Here is a 14,759-nt window from a genome sequence, read left to right on the forward strand (position 1 = left end):
CTCCCTTGGTGTGTTTCCGCAGTGCGCAGGGCTTCCTCCGGTGGGTGGGCCGAAAAGCCGGTCAATCGGCTCCTTCCACCAGTGGACGAGCACCCGGCACGAATCCGGTAGGGGCCTCTGCCCGGCATACCAGCGCTTCAGCGTCGACTCGGTAAGTCCTACCTTCAGCCCCAGTTCTCGGGCCTTGGCCTCGAACTCCCGAACGAAGGCCGACTTGCTCAGATGACTCTGCTGCGCCAACTGTCCGAGCCGGATACGCGGCGGCGGTGGTGACGACATGAAGACCGGACCTCCGTTCTCTGCCTCCAGGGTAGAGGCTCCGGGACCTTCCAGAGAGCGCTGATGGACGCGTGCGCCCCTAGTGCGCCCCTGGTGGGCCGGTGATGATCTCCTGCTGCGCCCCTGAGCTTGGCGAAGGTCTAAGCATGTCGATTTCTCTCGATTCGTGTGGGCCTCCCTACATCTGCAACGTGGCTGTCCCGGTCTGGTTGTGACGATTTCGTCCTGAGGCCAGATTTTCGTGGCTGTCCAAGTGATGTAGCTGAGTTTCCCGCACGCGCCGAGCCCGAATCCGGCCTGACGAACAGGTAGGTAGTTTCGTGGAATCCTCCGCTGACGTACTGACGGCGCTTGATCGCGGGCGTGGACTTTACGCCGAGACTTGTGAAGCTGACCGAAAGATGGCTGCCAAGCGAATCGGTACCGAGAGCTCGACGCTTGGCGCGCTTCAACGTGCGCATACTTGGGCGGGACCGGGTCTGGTCATGTCGATGCTGTTGGCAATTTTCGGCGTGATCCTGGCGCTGGCTGGAGAAACGACGACGGGCATCGCTCTCCTCGGCCTTGGATTCGCTGCCGCCTGGCCGAGCGGCATCTTCGCTTGGGCCGCCTGCCGAGACGCGACCGAGGGTGTCGTTGGCGTTCTGGCCCGATTGCGGCGAAACGACTCCTTCCGAGGCGACTCCAGTTCGTCTGGAGACGCCCGCCGTGCTGACGGCCGTGAGGTGACGCGGGGTGACTGAGGAGAACGCACGGGGGAACGCCTGGACCGCGGACTTCGACTCAGAGGAACTGCGTCGCCTTGCCAACGTGTCAGCGTCATTGAGCTCGTACGCTCAAAAACGCATGCTTTGGGTGCATGACGACCCCACTCACGGCGACACCGCGGCCGACGAAAGTGAACTGGGCCGCCACCTCATGCTCATCGGGCAGGAGTTGCGGCAACGTGCGGACAAGCGCATGGGCGCTGCGAGGGAGTGCGGGCCCGCGATCCTGAGATTTCTCGGGCGACTTGGACCAGGCGAACGCGTAGCGCTACCTGTCATCACGGCCGCAGTGCTGAGTCCTGCGGAGCTGGTGGAGATGGCCCTGAACGACCTCGTCCTCGCCGGCGCGATCAGTGCCCAGCGCGGACGGTTGCGGGCGTCACCGGGGGCCACTGTTTTCTTGCTCACCGAGAAGGGACGTGACCTGCTCAGTGGGGGAGAACCTGATCCTCGCCGTCGTCGGCGGAGCAGCACCGCGCTCCTAAACGACGAGTCTCACTAGTTCCACGACGCGACTTCGTGTGCAGGGACCTCGATTCCATGACCGTGTTCGTGCCAGCACGGTCTACCAATGCCAACGAGTCCTCATCGGACCAACTACCGCACTAGTACAAGGAAAAGCATGCCACGAAGGATCTCCACCGTACGCGGACGCGAGTTCGGTGAGGGGGTACGCGCGGTGGTTGCGGCCTCGGGACTGAGCTCGCGTCAGGTCGCCGAACTGCTCGACTGCGACGACAGCAAGGTCTCGGAGGTTCTGAACGGCAAGGTGTATCTCAGTGAGCTAGAGGTCGTGGCGTTGCTGAGCGTGTGTCGGCCGGAGGCCGCTGAGCGTGACCGGCTGCTCGCGCTGTATCCGACTCGGAACGTGCAAGGGTGGTGGCAGCAGCACGGGAAGTTCGCGCCCGTTCAACCGTCCACCGCGCTCGCTCACGTGGCCAAGGCGAACGAGCTGATCGACTGGCAGCCGCTCGTGCTTCCGGTGTTCTTGCGGACTGACGGTTACGCGCGCGAGCTGTTGATCGCTTCCGCTGCTGTGCCGGAAAGGGAGGAGATGGAGGAACGGCTGCGTGTTCAGGCCGAGATGAGGGAATTGCTCCACAACGGCCCGCGCTGCACCTTCTACATCCACGAGTTCGCCTTGCGGCTTCTCGTGGGAGACTGCGCGGTCCAAGCCGAACAGCTGCTTCACCTGACGATGATGGCGAACTGGTCACGCGTGAAGATCCGGGTCGTGCCCGCCGCGGCCGGTGCGCACGCCGGGATTGATGGGGCGTTCACTCAGTTGAAGTTCCCGATGTACGAGCCGGTGGTCTGGTTGGAAAACTTCAACTCAAGCATCTTCGTCGAGATGAGGGACTCGATCGCCGGCTACGACGCGGTTGTCGTGAAGCTTGATGAGGCGAGCCTGAGCGAAGACGAGTCCTTGGCGATGATCAACAAACTGCAGGTCTGGTGATCTCCTCGTGCCGAAGGATTTCCGGGCCACGACGCTCGAACGCGCCATCGGGCGGCAGCTGGCCGGGTGGCGCGACGAGCGCGAGCTGAGCCTCACCGAGGCCGGTCAGCGCGTGGGTTTCAGCAGTGCCAAGCTGTCCATGATGGAGAACGCGGTGCAGCCGTCGGCGCCCGTGGACATCATGGCGCTCGGTTACGTCTACAAAGTGCCGACTCCGGAATGGCAGGCCCTGCTGGTGCGCGCCCAGTACGCAGAACGGATGCGGGCATGTTCGGCGGGCAACAGCAGGGTGTTCGATCCGGCGGCGGACTTCCCAAATCTGGTGTTCGAGGCGACGCTGCTGCAGGTGTTCACGACAGATCTGGTTCCGACGATGCTGCAGCTTCCTGAGTACACGAACGCTGTGGAGCAGTCGGACGATCCAGTTCGCACGGCGCGGTTGGCGATGGCGCGGGAGGCATGGGCGTCGCGGCTCTCGGACAAGGATCCGCTGACGGTGCACGCGGTGTTTCCGGAAGCGGTGCTGTGGCCGGTGGTCGGAGGGCCGCGGGTGATGAAGGCGCAGATGCTTCACTTGATGGAGGTGTCAGAGCACCCGGCGGTGAGCGTGCAGGTGGTGCCGCGGGGCGCTGGAGCGTACCCGGCGATGGGCTCGCCGTTCACGTTGCTGAGATTTCCTCACCGGCAGCACAACGACGTGGTTTACATGGACACCCTCGTCAGTGGCGAGTACATCGAGGAACCCGCTCTGACTGGTCTGTGCTCCCAATCGTTTGCGACCTTGCAGGAGGTCGCCCTGTGTGCCGGGGAGTCACTGGAGCTCATAGCTGAGGCCGCCGCCAAGCTTGGAAGTCCTACGCAGCTGAGGGCCTGAACGAGTGAACAGCGTGGTCGGAAGGCTAGTGCGTGACAGTTGGAGGCGAAGTCGATCTGGCCTGTGACCTTGAGGGCGCTGCCGTAGTCGCCAGGCCGGTCGGGAGGACCCGGTAGAGCGTGACGCTGGCCGAACCAGACGTCGAAGCCCATCGCGCGCCCGCTGTCGCGGGCGGAGAGAGCGCGGTCGCCCAAATCTCGCCGTGCACCCCTGCAAGAGTTGATCGGTGGTCGTCAGGTGTGCCGATAGGAGTGCTTGGTCTCGCTTCGTCAGCGGTAACGCAGCGGCCTGCAGAGCGATGTGCTGGAGGTCCGAACGGCCTTTGACGCGCCGGCGTCTCGCGTCGAGGTAGAGCGGCTGCCGGAGTGGATCGACTGCGCTAACCTAGGAATGTTCGCTGACGCTGCTGTTTTGCTTGAGAGCGCTGTAAAAACCACATCCCCTTAACGGCGTCTGCAACGATCTCTGTACATGCCGATGGCCCGATGAAGCGCCATCAACGCCGTCCCCACGGTCCCTGAAGCGACGGCAGATCTGGTGTCGTGCGCGATAAATGCTCTTGAGGCCAAGGACTACGCGGTCTTGCAGACGATCTTGTTCGGGGACTTCCTGCCGGAAGAGCGGCGACAGGTGGTTCTGGCGTCATCTGATGCAAGTGTGCGGAGCCGGGGCGATGGCGATGTTCGAGGCCAACTTGCCCGGACGAGATCGAACGGCACCTTGCCGAAGGAAACCCGAAACTGGCCGCCAAGCTCAATCGCCCGCACCCAGGGCGCCGCGGTGGACCCTGTCGTCGTCGGGTGCTGCGCTTTATGTGGTCAGCCTGTTCGTCGTGACGGCCGGGGTGACGTTGTCCTCCGTAGTGCTCATCGCGCTCGGTGCATGCGTCGTCCTGGGGGTTCGCCTGGTTCGCGGTGCGGATCTGGCGAAAGCACCGCGAGTAGCGGGCTGTCAGGACGTGCGGCGCACGTCTGGTTCGAGATAGATGACCTGCGCGATCGGGACCGCGGTGCGCACCCGTTGTTCGGCAGCGTCGATTGCCGTCGCGATGTCGGTCCCGGTGGCTGATCGGCTGATGGCCACCTTGGCGGCGACCAGCAGCTCGTCGGGGCCGAGGTGCAGGGTCCTCAGGTGGATCACCGACTCGACACCGTCGCCCGGCAGCGCCCCGGCGATCGCGGTCTGGTGCTCGCGGGTGGCGCTTTCGCCTATGAGCAGCGACTTCATCTCGACCGCGAGGACCACGGCGATGACGATCAGGAGCAGACCGATCATCCCGGTGCCGGCGGCGTCCCACCGTCCCTCGCCGGTGATCAGGGTCATCGTCACGCCGATCAACGCGAACACCAGGCCGCACAGCGCGCCCAGGTCCTCGAGCAGGATGACCGGCAGTTCGGGTGCTTTGGCCGTGCGGATGAACCGCGCCCACGAACGCGTGCCCCGTACGCGGTTGGATTCGAGCACCGCCGTACGCAGCGCGAGGCCCTCAAGAACGATGGCGACCAGCAGGACCGCGATCGGTACCCACTGCCAGGAGTCGATCGGGTGGGGGTCCGCCCACTTGTGCCACGCCTCGTAGAGCGCGAACAGGCCGCCGAGACTGAACAGCACGATCGAGACGATGAAGCCGTAGACGTAGCGCTCGCGTCCGTAACCGAAGGGGTGCTCGGGCGTGGCGGCGCGTTTGGCGCGCTTGCCGCCGAGCAGCAGCAGCGCCTGGTTGCTGGTGTCCGCCACGGAGTGCACCGATTCGGCGAGCATCGATGAGGAGGCGGTCAGCAAGAACGCGACGAACTTGGTCACGGCGATGCCCAGGTTCGCGAACATGGCCGTCACGACGGCTTTGGTGCTTCCTTCGGTTGCCACGAGCGAACCTTAGGACGTGATCACCCGTGCCGTGCGGTGACCTGTGGAATCAGCCGCTAGCGTGTGCGCTTCGAACTTCACAGCGGGGGAGTGACACGGTCCGAATGGACGGCTACGGGTTCAACATCGCCCTTGTCGGGGTGTTGGTGCTGGTCAACGCGTTGTTCGCGGGCAGCGAGATGGCGCTGATCTCGCTGCGTGAGGGGCAGCTGCGCGCCTTGGAGCGAGCGGGCGGCACGGGCGTGCGGACTTTGGTGAAGCTGGCCCGTGACCCGAACCGGTTCCTCGCCACCATCCAGATCGGCATCACCCTGGCCGGCTTTCTGGCCTCGGCGACGGCTGCGGTCTCGCTGTCCGAGCCGTTGGTGCCGCTGCTCGGATTTCTCGGCGGAGCGGCTTCGGGCGTAGCGGTGGCGCTGGTGACGATCGTGTTGACGTTCTTCACGCTCGTGTTCGGCGAGCTCGCTCCGAAGCGGCTGGCCATGCAGTACGCGCTGCGCTGGGCGTTGCTCGTGGCACGGCCGCTGGACGTGTTGTCGGCCATCTCTCGGCCCGCGGTGTGGGCGCTGAGCGCGTCGACGAACCTGGTCGTGCGGATCCTGGGAGGTAACCCCAACGCCGAGTCCGAGCAGCTTTCACCGGAGGAGTTGCGGGAACTGGTGGAGAGTCAGCGCGGCCTGAACCCGGAACAGCGCGAGATAATCTTCGGCGCGTTGGAGATTCACGAGCGCCGCCTGCGTGAAGTGCTGGTGCCCCGGCGATCGGTGTTCATCCTGTCTGACGATCTCGACGTCGCGAGCGCGCGCACTGCTCTTGCCGCGACTGGTCACTCCCGCGCACCGGTGGTACGCGACGGGCACCTGGACGACGTGGTCGGTCTGGTCAACCTTCGCGATCTGCTCGACGACGACGTGAAACTGGCGGATGTCGTGCGCGAGCCGCTGGTGTTCCCGGACTCGGTGCGGGTGTCGGAGGCGTTGCGGCGGTTCAAGGTCGAGCGCGAGCAGTTCGGGCTCGTCATGGACGAGCACGGCGCTGTCGCCGGCATCGTCACGCTGGAGGACCTGCTCGAAGAGATCGTCGGCGAGATCTACGACGAGACCGATCGCGACGTCATGGCAGTGGCGCGTGCCGAGGACGGTTCGCTGGTGCTGCCCGGCACGTTTCCGATCCACGACCTCGCCGACATCGGCGTCGAGCTACCGGACGCGCCCGAGGGCAACTTCTCCACGATTGCCGGTCTGGTGCTCGTGTTCCTCGGCAGGATCCCGGAGGAACCGGGCGACACCGTGAGCGTGTCGGGCTGGGACATCGAGGTCCTGGCAGTCGCGCACCACGCCATCACCTCGGTGCGGATGCGCAGGGGCGAGTAGCCGTTACGGCAGCATCGTGTCCGGTGGGATCTGCAGCGCGATGGTGATCAGCGAGTGCACGCGCGTCGCGATGATGGCGAGCAGGCCCTGCATCTCCGGTGCGGCACCGTCCGCGGCCGTTTGCAACGTCTGCAGGTCGACGTCGATCTGGCTGAGGATCATCGCGACGTCGCTGGATTTCGTGCTCAGAGCGGTGGTGATCTCGTCCAGGGGAACACCGTGGACTTCCAGACGTTGAACGAGATGGATCCGGTCCACGTCGGCGGGGGAGTAGAGACGGTAGTTCGACGCGGTGCGCTGGGCGGGGCTGATCAGGCCCAACGACGTGTAGTAGTCGACGGTGCGGATGCTGACACCCGCTCGCGCGGCCAGCTCGCCGATCTTGAGCAGCACTTCGCTCATGTGCACCTCCTCTCGTCAACCATACAGTGCTGCGTGCTACTGTTGAGTTATGCCTGAAAAAGCCGACGTAGACGGCTGTAGTAGTACGCCGGGGCGAGCCCGGCTGAACGTTCTCACCGCCGCGAGTGCGGCATGTTGATCCTGTCCGGCCTGCTGGCGATCGTGGCGCTCACCGCTGCCACCGGCTACTTCGTGGCCCAGGAGTTCGCGTACATGGCGGTCGACCGCGGTCGGCTGCAGCAGATGGCCGAGGCCGGCGACAAGGCCGCCGAGCGTGCCTATCTCGTGACGCAGAAGCTCTCGTTCATGTTGTCCGGCGCCCAGTTCGGCATCACGGTGACGGCGCTGCTCGTCGGTTACGTGGCCGAACCGCTGCTCGGTACCGGCCTCGCGAACCTGCTCGGACTTCCCGAGTCGTTCGGCGTGCCGCTGGCCATGGCCGTGGCGCTGACCTTCGCCACCGTCGTGCAGATGGTGCTGGGCGAGCTGCTGCCGAAGAACCTCGCGATCGCCAAGCCCGAAGCACTCGCCAAGTGGCTCAGCTCGTCGACGCTGGTCTATCTCAAGATCGCCGGTCCGGTGATCCGGTTGTTCGACGCGGCTGCCAACAGACTGTTGCGTGCCATCGGGATCGAGCCGGTGGAGGAACTTCCGCAGGGCGCTACGCCGGAGGACCTCAAGCAGATCGTCGGCGACGCGGGGGAGCAGGGACACCTCGACCCGGAGCTCGCCCAGCTGCTCGACCGCGGTCTGGACTTCCGTGAGCTGGCAGCCGAGCAGGCGATGACACCGCGCGTGAACGTGCACTCGGTGCGGTTCGACGAGCCCGCTTCCCGTGTGGTGGAACTGCTCGACACCGGCCACTCGCGCTTTCCTGTGGTGGGCAACGACCTGGACGACATCCGGGGTGTCGTGGGCCTGGCCGAGGTCCTGACCCTCACCCCGGAACAGCGACCTGCCACACCGATCGGCGACATCGCCTCACCCGCGCTCGTTCTGCCCGCGACGTTGCCGCTGCCGGCCGTGCTGGAACGGCTGCGCACAGAGCGCCGCCAGCTCGCCTGCGTGCTGGACGAGTTCGGTGGTTTCGCCGGGATCGTCTCGCTGGAGGACCTCGCCGAGGAACTCGTCGGAGAGATCCACGACGAGGACGACCTGATCGAAGAAGTGATCGAGCGTCTCGACGACACCAGGTGGCAGGTGCCCGGACGCATGCGGCTGGACGAGGTCGAGGACACGACCGGTGTCGCGCTGCCGTTGGACGACGCGTACGACACAGTCTCCGGCCTTGTGCTGCACCGGATCGGCCGGACCGCCGAGGTGGGCGACGAGATCGAGCTGGACGGCGTGACGGTGCTCGTCACCGCCGTGGCACGCAACGTGCCCGAGACCGTCGTTGTGACGTCACGGGTTCGGGAGGAGGCTCGATGAGTACCGGAATGTCCCTCGCGATCTCCTTCGTCCTGCTGGCGCTCAACGCCTTCTTCGTCGCCGCCGAGTTCGCGTTGATCGCGGCGAAGCGGCACCGGTTGGAGCAGGAGGCCGAGACGTCCCGGGCGGCAAGGGCGGCGGTCGCCGGTGTGCGCGAGTTGTCGCTCATGCTCGCGGGCGCCCAGCTCGGCATCACGCTGTGCACGCTCGGACTCGGCGCGCTGGCCAAGCCCGCCGTCGCTGACCTGCTCGACCCGCTGCTGACCGGCGTGGGCTTGCCGGATGGTGTCGCGTACGGCATCGCTTTCGCCATCAGCCTGGTGCTGGTGGTGTTCCTGCACATGGTCGTGGGCGAGATGGCGCCGAAGTCCTGGGCGATCTCGCACCCCGAGAAGTCGGCCCTGATGCTGGCGCTGCCGTTCCGCGCGTTCGCTCATTCGGTGCGCTGGATCCTCAGTGGACTCAACAGCACCACGAACGGCCTGCTGCGCCTGATGAAGGTCGAGCCGCAGGACGAACTGGCTCAGGCCCACCGGCCAGAGGACCTGCGTCTGCTCGTGCGGCAGTCCGCCGAGCACGGGCTCATCGGTGAGCATCAACAACGACTGCTGACCCGCATGCTGCAGGTGCAGAAGACGACGCTGCGCGAGGTCATGGTGCCGGTGGAGGAGACCTCCACCGTCGCCGAGCACACCACGGCGCGCGCGATCGAGCGCCGGAGCCTCCAGTGTGGACGGTCACGGTTCCCCGTGATCGATCCGCACGGCCGCTACGTCGGCCTGGTGCACATCCGCGAGGCCATGCGCGCCACGGCCCGCGGCGAGGATCCGGACGCGCGCTCGTTGATGGGCCCGGTGCTCACGCTGGAAGCCGGAATGCCGGTGGCCGCGGCGGTGACCGCGATGAAGGCTGACCGCGCCCAGCTCGCGCTGGTGTCCGATGACGATCGCGTCGTCGGTATCGCGGCGCTGGAAGACCTGCTCGAAGAGCTCATCGGCGACTTCGACGACGAGACCGACGCACCGCGCGTTGCGGTGCGTCAGAACTAACTCACACCTTGTCCCCACAGGAGGAGACTTGTTCAAGCGGATGCTCGGCGCGTTCGGCGTCGGCGGACCGTCCGTCGACACCGTGCTGGACTCGCCGCACGCCGCGCCAGGCCAGGTGGTCACCGGCCAGGTGCGCATCCAGGGTGGCAGCGCGGATGCCGAGATCGGCCAGGTCGTGCTGTCCCTGGTCACCCGCGTCGAGGTCGAGCGCGGTGACCACGAGTACGGCGGTGTGTCGGAGTTCTTCCGCATGATCGTGCAGCAGGGCGTGCGCGTCCCTGCCGGTCAGCTCATCTCGATCCCGTTCCAGCTGCCGATGCCGTGGGAGACTCCGATCACCGCGGTGGGCGGCGGTCAGCTGCCCGGCATGACCGTGGGCGTGCGGACCGAGCTCGTGATCGCGGGCGCGCCGGACAAGGGCGACCTCGACCCGGTCCTGGTCCACCCGCTGCCGTCGCAGGACGCGGTACTCAACGCCTTCGGGCAGCTCGGCTTCTCGTTCCGCAGCGCCGACGTCGAAGCCGGCCGCCTGCACGGCGTGCCGCAGGAGCTCGGCTTCTACCAGGAGATCGAGTTCTTCCCGCCGGCCCAGTTCGCCGGGCAGGTCTCGCAGGTCGAGCTGACCTTCGTGGCGAACCCGCACGAGCTGTACGTGATCCTGGAGGCCGACAAGCGCGGCGGCATGTTCTCCTCCGGCGGTGACGCGTTCGGTCACTTCCACGTGTCCCACCAGGAGGCCCAGGGCACCGACTGGGCGTCGGCGATCAACGGATGGCTCGCCCAGGTCGCCCAGCGCGGTCATGCCAACCCTGCCTTCGGCGGCGGACACACGGGCTACAACCCGGCGTTCGGCGGCCAGCCCGGCTATGGCCACGCGCAGCCGGGTTACGGCCACGGTCAGCCGGGCTACGGACACCACGGCTACGACCAGCACGGCCACCACGGTGGCCACCACCGCAGCGGTCCCGGCATCGGCGGCATGGTCGCCGCGGGTGCGGCTGGTGTGGTCGGCGGCATGATCCTCGGTGAAGTTGTGGAAGAGGTCTTCGAGGACGACGGTGGTGGTGAGGACTTCGCGTTCGACGAGTGATCGTCGTCCGGCCGGAGTGTCAGCGGAGCGACCAGCACGAAGGAGTGGCGGGGGTCCGGAATCTTCAGTGCCCTCATTCTTCGGTCTGATCATCGGTGCGCTGGGCAGGTTCATCCTGCCCGGTAAGCAGAACATCCCGATCTGGCTGACCGGCGGCATCGCTGCCGCTCTGCTCGGCATCTTGTCGCCAACGCGTTGGGCGTCGGCGACACCCGTGGCATCGACTGGATCGAAGTGATCATCCAGATCGCGGTCGCCGTCGGAGGCGTGAGCCTCGTGGCGAGCATGTACGGCCGCAAGAAGGCCTAGCGGCCACCAGGACCGGCGCGGCAGGCGATCACCACTCCCAAGTGTCTCGCCCGCCGCGCCGCTCTCCCACGCACGTCGTAGTGGCTCTGACAACGCTGAGCAGGCCGCGCGACAACCGCATGGTCGCCGGTGTGTGCCGGAGTGGGCGGTGACAGACCAGGACGGCTCCCATGAACGGCCTGCCCTGGCTCTGGGAAACCTCGGATCGAACAAAGCTGAATCGGACATTTGTCGCTTGGAAGCGGGATTGGGAAGCAACCGCACAACTTTGCGACCTCCAATGTGGACAATATGTAACGGTGGTCGTCGTCGGGCTGATCTGTCTGCGGGGCAGCGATATCGTCGATTCAGGTTCGACTGGAGGAAGTGGGCGCATGGGCAACCTCGGTGCGACCGAGCTGCTGATCATCGGTGTCGTGATCGTGTTGTTGTTCGGGAGCAAGAAACTGCCGGAAATGGCCCGATCGCTGGGTCGCTCGGCCAAGATCCTCAAAGCCGAGTCCTCGGGACTGCGGCAGGACGACGAAACCCGGATGGAGGCGACGCCGGCAGACGTCTCGCAGGTCGACCGGCTGCAGCAGCAGATCGATGATCTTCAGCGGCAACTGAAAAACGCCCAGCAGGGCACGAACCCAACAAGTTGAGCCCGTGCCGTCCTGTGGAGGGTGCTCGCACCTGCGGCGATCATGACTGTGGGAGCTGTGCGGCGAGATCGCGCAGGTGTCATCCAGGGTCGGCGAAGTCGCGTCCCTGTTCGGTGTCGTCGAACGCGGCCTTGTGCATGTTCGCCACACCGAATGCGGGCTTCCGGGTTCACTCTTCTGCCAGGCCCGTTCGGGTGCGGGATCGTGCGGCTTGCAGGACTCGTTGCAGAGGATTCCCCATCAACAGTTGCGGGCTGATACCTGCCGCTTCCGCATGGGCGCGGACCTGCGGTGGTGCGGGGCTCACCGAACAGGCGGCGACCACTGCGGCGGCGGGTACCGCGACGAGCTGCAGCCTCATCACAACCGACGGGGTTCGCTGCGCCAACTGAAGGATGCGGACAGGCCCCCGGCACACCTCGGGAGTGGTAACGGGAACCTGTCCGCGATGCCAGGCTCACCACGAAATGTTCCCAGCGCGCCAAAGCCTACCGCCGCTTCGCGTAGCCTCGGCGCGTCGAGTCGATGAGTTTTTCGGGGGAAGCGCTGTGACAGACCGCCAGGAGCGGATGCAGGGGCTGATGCGTTCGTTCGAGGAACAGGCGAAAAAGGCAGGCGCGCTGCAAGAGGCCATGAAAGACCTGCGTGGCGTCGGCCGCAGCCGCGACGGTGCTGTGACCGTGACTGCCGCGACCTCGGGTGCGGTGCTCGGGCTGCAGTTGGCGCCGAACGCGATGAACCGCTCGCACGTGCAGTTGCAGCAGGAGATCCTCGACGCGATCAGGATGGCGACGCAGAACGCCGCGCAGCAGCTGGAGCAGGTCGTCGCGCCGATCCTGGGGGACCGGTTGCAGCAGTTCAAGGACGGTATGGCTGCCTCGGGTGTCGAGCCGATCATGCCATCGGCGCCGCCTCCGCCCGGTGCACCGCAGCAGCCGTCACCGCCGCAGGCGCAGTCACCGTTCCCGCCGGCTGCCGCACCAGGGCCCGCGCCGCGGAACCGTCCGGTCCAAGATCACGTCGAAGACGAGGAACCACCCAGCACATACCTGAGGTAGGGGGAGTCAGGTGAATTTCCACGTTCAGCCGGAGGCACTGACCGCGTTCGCCAAGGGCAGCGACAGCCTCGCGGAGAAGTTCGGATCGCTGGCAAAGCTGCTTGAGCAGGCCAGGGTTGACGACCAGTGCTTCGGTCCGATCGGTGACGCGGTCGGGTTGAGCAGCGGCTACTTCAAGAGTCTGCAGGAGTGCCAGCAGCTCGCGACCGACGCGCAGGGGTTCCTGAAGCAGACCGGTGAGCAGCTGCAGGAGAGCTTCGACGTCTACCAGGGCGTCGACCAGGGCCTCTCACAGGGGTTCGGGCAGCTCGGCAAGGGCCTCGGGGGAGGTGCCCAGTGACCGGTCCCGGCACGTTCGCCGATCTCAACGACGGTGATCAGAAGAACTGGTTCGAGCAGGCCGCGGGCCGTGGCAGCTCCGCCTACAGCGCGATCGCAGACCTGGCGGACGCTACCTCGCCGCCGCAGATGACCGCGGCCACGATCTCCGGCCGCCTGGAGCTGCTGCAGACGCTGGCGAGCCCTGGTCAGGCGTTGATGGACAACGGTCTGGGCTTCCTGGTCTCGATCGTGCTCAGCCCGCTGATCGAGCTCGCGGAGTGGGCGATCGGTGACCCCGAGCAGATGCGCGCGACCGGCGAGGGCTGGGACGAGGTCGCCAAGTGGCTCGACGAGGTCGCCGAGTCCGAGAAGAAGCGTGCCGAGACCACCACCGGCATGTGGACGGGCGCGGCGGGCGACGGGTTCCGCAAGCAGATCAACGAGTTCGCCGGCGGAGTCGAGGCGCTGGCCGAGGACATCCGCGGCCTGAAGCAGACCCTGGACACGATCGCCGAGCTCTTCGACATGTTCGTCGAGTTCGTGATCGACGTCCTCACCGAGCTGATCATCGGCCTGATCGTGCAGTGGCTCGCGGCGCTGGCAGCGTCATGGATCACCGCTGGCGGGTCGGTGGCAGCGGCGGGCGCGACGACGACCGTGCAGGTCGGCAGCACCGGTGTGCGGATCTCGATGCGCGTGACGAAGCTGCAGATGGAGCTGTTCAAGGCGGTCCAGCAGATCGAGAAGCTCCTGGTGCGCCTGCGTGGCCCGCTGCGCCAGGTCATCCAGAGGATGAACGGCCTTCGCGGCGGCAACATGGCCCAGCAGTTCGCAGGCCGTCACCTCGGCTCGAACCCGATCGTCAACGTTCTCACCCGAGCGGACGGCACCTCGCTCGCGTCGACCACCGCCAACCGGTTCATGCAGGGCGTCACCGGCGAGGGTGCGCTGGCGGGCAACGTCGCGCAGACCGTGCTCACCGGCGCGCTCGGCGGGCAGACCAGGATCACCGGTGCGTTGTTCAGCGCCGGCGTCGACTCCGCGGTCGACGGCGCCATCAAGTTCGGCAGCCAAGAGGCCTACGACGCCGCCCAGAACACACCGTCCGAAGAGGAGCGTCGCGACGCTCAGGAACGCGGGTTCAACTGGTGAAGCTCGACGGCGTTCTCGCCATCCGGCAGTCCTGGTGCCGACCCGGCGAACCGATCCTGCTGTGCGTGGGTGTCGATCCGAGCAGCACCAGGTTCGCTCTCGCCGGATTGGACTGGCAGGGCCGACCGGAACGTGGCGCTCTGGGCAAGGTCGCCGGGGCGTTCGGCAACGCGGCCGCGGGCGTCGTGGACGCCGCGTTCGCGGGGAGCGGTCCTGAGGACGGTGGGGCCGACGCGCCGCACGTGGTGGCCTGGGGACCCCACGCCGCCGGGATTGCCACCCGGCTCTGTCAGCCGGTGTCCGCGATCTCCTGGCTGGTGCTCACGCCGTACAGGCTCGCCCAGGTCACCCTGGTGGAGGAACCCGCAGCGCCCGAAGAGGAAAGGAGCCTGCTCGATCGTGTGAGCGGCTTCGCGAAGAGCGCTCGTGACGTGTTCGGCGGCAAGAGCCCGTACCCGCCTCATCAGCCCATCGTGACTTCCGGGATCACGACGGTCGCTGAGGCGGCGCGAGAACACATCGGGTCCGTGTCGATCGCTGAGCGGAAACTGCCTCGGCAGTATCAAGTCCGGGACGTGCACGCTCTTCGTGTGTCTCTTGTGGACGGATCCGGGATCGACGTGCTCACCTCGTCGGCCGGGAACGCACACCGGTTGCTCGCCATGGCCAACGGACAAGGGTGATC

General features: G+C 66.3%; 14 protein-coding genes and 1 pseudogene. 13 read left to right on the top strand and 2 right to left on the bottom strand.

Annotation, left to right across the window (positions count from 1 at the left end; translation table 11 throughout):
• Positions 1 to 680 precede the first annotated feature (680 nt).
• The 3 genes from ACH413_RS40320 to ACH413_RS40330 all read left to right on the top strand — a co-directional run bounded on the left by ACH413_RS40320 (position 681) and on the right by ACH413_RS40330 (position 3,379).
• A complete protein-coding gene (locus ACH413_RS40320; RefSeq protein ID WP_360046228.1) occupies positions 681 to 1,022 on the top strand; it encodes a hypothetical protein in 342 nt (113 codons plus the stop codon).
• A 646-nt stretch (positions 1,023 to 1,668) separates the two neighbouring features.
• The gene (locus ACH413_RS40325) at positions 1,669 to 2,505 is read left to right on the top strand and encodes a helix-turn-helix transcriptional regulator (RefSeq protein WP_360046230.1); all 837 of its coding nucleotides are present in this window, start codon (positions 1,669 to 1,671) and stop codon (positions 2,503 to 2,505) included.
• A gap of 7 nt (positions 2,506 to 2,512) precedes the next feature.
• Positions 2,513 to 3,379 carry a helix-turn-helix transcriptional regulator gene (locus tag ACH413_RS40330; protein WP_360046231.1) on the top strand — a complete coding sequence of 289 codons (867 nt, stop codon included), beginning with the start codon at positions 2,513 to 2,515 and terminating at the stop codon, positions 3,377 to 3,379.
• Between the two features lie 951 nt (positions 3,380 to 4,330).
• Here ACH413_RS40330 and ACH413_RS40335 read toward each other — a convergent pair.
• Positions 4,331 to 5,245 carry a cation diffusion facilitator family transporter gene (locus tag ACH413_RS40335; RefSeq protein WP_360046233.1) on the bottom strand — a complete coding sequence of 305 codons (915 nt, stop codon included), beginning with the start codon at positions 5,243 to 5,245 and terminating at the stop codon, positions 4,331 to 4,333.
• A gap of 104 nt (positions 5,246 to 5,349) precedes the next feature.
• Here ACH413_RS40335 and ACH413_RS40340 point away from each other — a divergent pair, with 104 nt between their 5' ends.
• Complete coding sequence (locus ACH413_RS40340) at positions 5,350 to 6,618, top strand: hemolysin family protein (RefSeq protein ID WP_360046235.1); 1,269 nt, start codon at positions 5,350 to 5,352, stop codon at positions 6,616 to 6,618.
• Between the two features lie 3 nt (positions 6,619 to 6,621).
• On the opposite strand, the gene ACH413_RS40345 is transcribed toward ACH413_RS40340, so the two are convergent.
• Positions 6,622 to 7,020, bottom strand: coding sequence for a MerR family transcriptional regulator (locus ACH413_RS40345; RefSeq protein ID WP_360046237.1), 399 nt, complete (start codon positions 7,018 to 7,020; stop codon positions 6,622 to 6,624).
• A gap of 132 nt (positions 7,021 to 7,152) precedes the next feature.
• Between ACH413_RS40345 and ACH413_RS40350 the strand changes: the two genes are divergently transcribed.
• From ACH413_RS40350 to ACH413_RS40390, 9 genes and pseudogenes are all read left to right on the top strand, one after another.
• The gene (locus ACH413_RS40350; protein WP_360046239.1) at positions 7,153 to 8,451 is read left to right on the top strand and encodes a hemolysin family protein; all 1,299 of its coding nucleotides are present in this window, start codon (positions 7,153 to 7,155) and stop codon (positions 8,449 to 8,451) included.
• Entirely contained in the window at positions 8,448 to 9,500 is a 1,053-nt protein-coding gene (locus ACH413_RS40355; RefSeq protein ID WP_360046241.1) for a hemolysin family protein, read from the top strand. The genes ACH413_RS40350 and ACH413_RS40355 overlap by 4 nt, the downstream gene beginning before the upstream one ends.
• A gap of 28 nt (positions 9,501 to 9,528) precedes the next feature.
• The gene (locus ACH413_RS40360) at positions 9,529 to 10,590 is read left to right on the top strand and encodes a sporulation protein (RefSeq protein WP_360046243.1); all 1,062 of its coding nucleotides are present in this window, start codon (positions 9,529 to 9,531) and stop codon (positions 10,588 to 10,590) included.
• Between the two features lie 60 nt (positions 10,591 to 10,650).
• Positions 10,651 to 10,899 (top strand): annotated as a pseudogene (locus ACH413_RS40365) (GlsB/YeaQ/YmgE family stress response membrane protein).
• Between the two features lie 374 nt (positions 10,900 to 11,273).
• Positions 11,274 to 11,543 (top strand): Sec-independent protein translocase subunit TatA, encoded by a 270-nt coding sequence (gene tatA / locus ACH413_RS40370; RefSeq protein WP_396425730.1) that lies wholly within the window; start codon positions 11,274 to 11,276, stop codon positions 11,541 to 11,543.
• Between the two features lie 548 nt (positions 11,544 to 12,091).
• Positions 12,092 to 12,601, top strand: a complete 510-nt coding sequence (locus ACH413_RS40375) for a YbaB/EbfC family nucleoid-associated protein (protein ID WP_360046247.1) — start codon at positions 12,092 to 12,094, stop codon at positions 12,599 to 12,601.
• A 10-nt stretch (positions 12,602 to 12,611) separates the two neighbouring features.
• Positions 12,612 to 12,941 carry a hypothetical protein gene (locus tag ACH413_RS40380; protein WP_360046249.1) on the top strand — a complete coding sequence of 110 codons (330 nt, stop codon included), beginning with the start codon at positions 12,612 to 12,614 and terminating at the stop codon, positions 12,939 to 12,941.
• Positions 12,938 to 14,074 (top strand): hypothetical protein, encoded by a 1,137-nt coding sequence (locus ACH413_RS40385; RefSeq protein ID WP_360046251.1) that lies wholly within the window; start codon positions 12,938 to 12,940, stop codon positions 14,072 to 14,074. The genes ACH413_RS40380 and ACH413_RS40385 overlap by 4 nt, the downstream gene beginning before the upstream one ends.
• Positions 14,071 to 14,757, top strand: a complete 687-nt coding sequence (locus ACH413_RS40390) for a hypothetical protein (protein ID WP_360046253.1) — start codon at positions 14,071 to 14,073, stop codon at positions 14,755 to 14,757. The genes ACH413_RS40385 and ACH413_RS40390 overlap by 4 nt, the downstream gene beginning before the upstream one ends.
• Positions 14,758 to 14,759: the final 2 nt, after the last annotated feature.

It is taken from the genome of Lentzea sp. NPDC020367, assembly GCF_044387305.1.
Lineage (GTDB): Bacteria > Actinomycetota > Actinomycetes > Mycobacteriales > Pseudonocardiaceae > Lentzea.

What these genes read in the sequence shown, in the direction of transcription:
- ACH413_RS40320 (WP_360046228.1), top strand. Translation starts at nt 681, where the DNA reads ATGGCTGCCAAGCGAATCGGTACCGAGAGCTCGACGCTTGGCGCGCTT.
- ACH413_RS40325 (WP_360046230.1), top strand. Translation starts at nt 1,669, where the DNA reads ATGCCACGAAGGATCTCCACCGTACGCGGACGCGAGTTCGGTGAGGGG.
- ACH413_RS40340 (WP_360046235.1), top strand. Translation starts at nt 5,350, where the DNA reads ATGGACGGCTACGGGTTCAACATCGCCCTTGTCGGGGTGTTGGTGCTG.
- ACH413_RS40345 (WP_360046237.1), bottom strand. Translation starts at nt 7,020, where the DNA reads ATGAGCGAAGTGCTGCTCAAGATCGGCGAGCTGGCCGCGCGAGCGGGT.
- ACH413_RS40350 (WP_360046239.1), top strand. Translation starts at nt 7,153, where the DNA reads ATGTTGATCCTGTCCGGCCTGCTGGCGATCGTGGCGCTCACCGCTGCC.
- ACH413_RS40355 (WP_360046241.1), top strand. Translation starts at nt 8,448, where the DNA reads ATGAGTACCGGAATGTCCCTCGCGATCTCCTTCGTCCTGCTGGCGCTC.
- tatA (WP_396425730.1), top strand. Translation starts at nt 11,274, where the DNA reads ATGGGCAACCTCGGTGCGACCGAGCTGCTGATCATCGGTGTCGTGATC.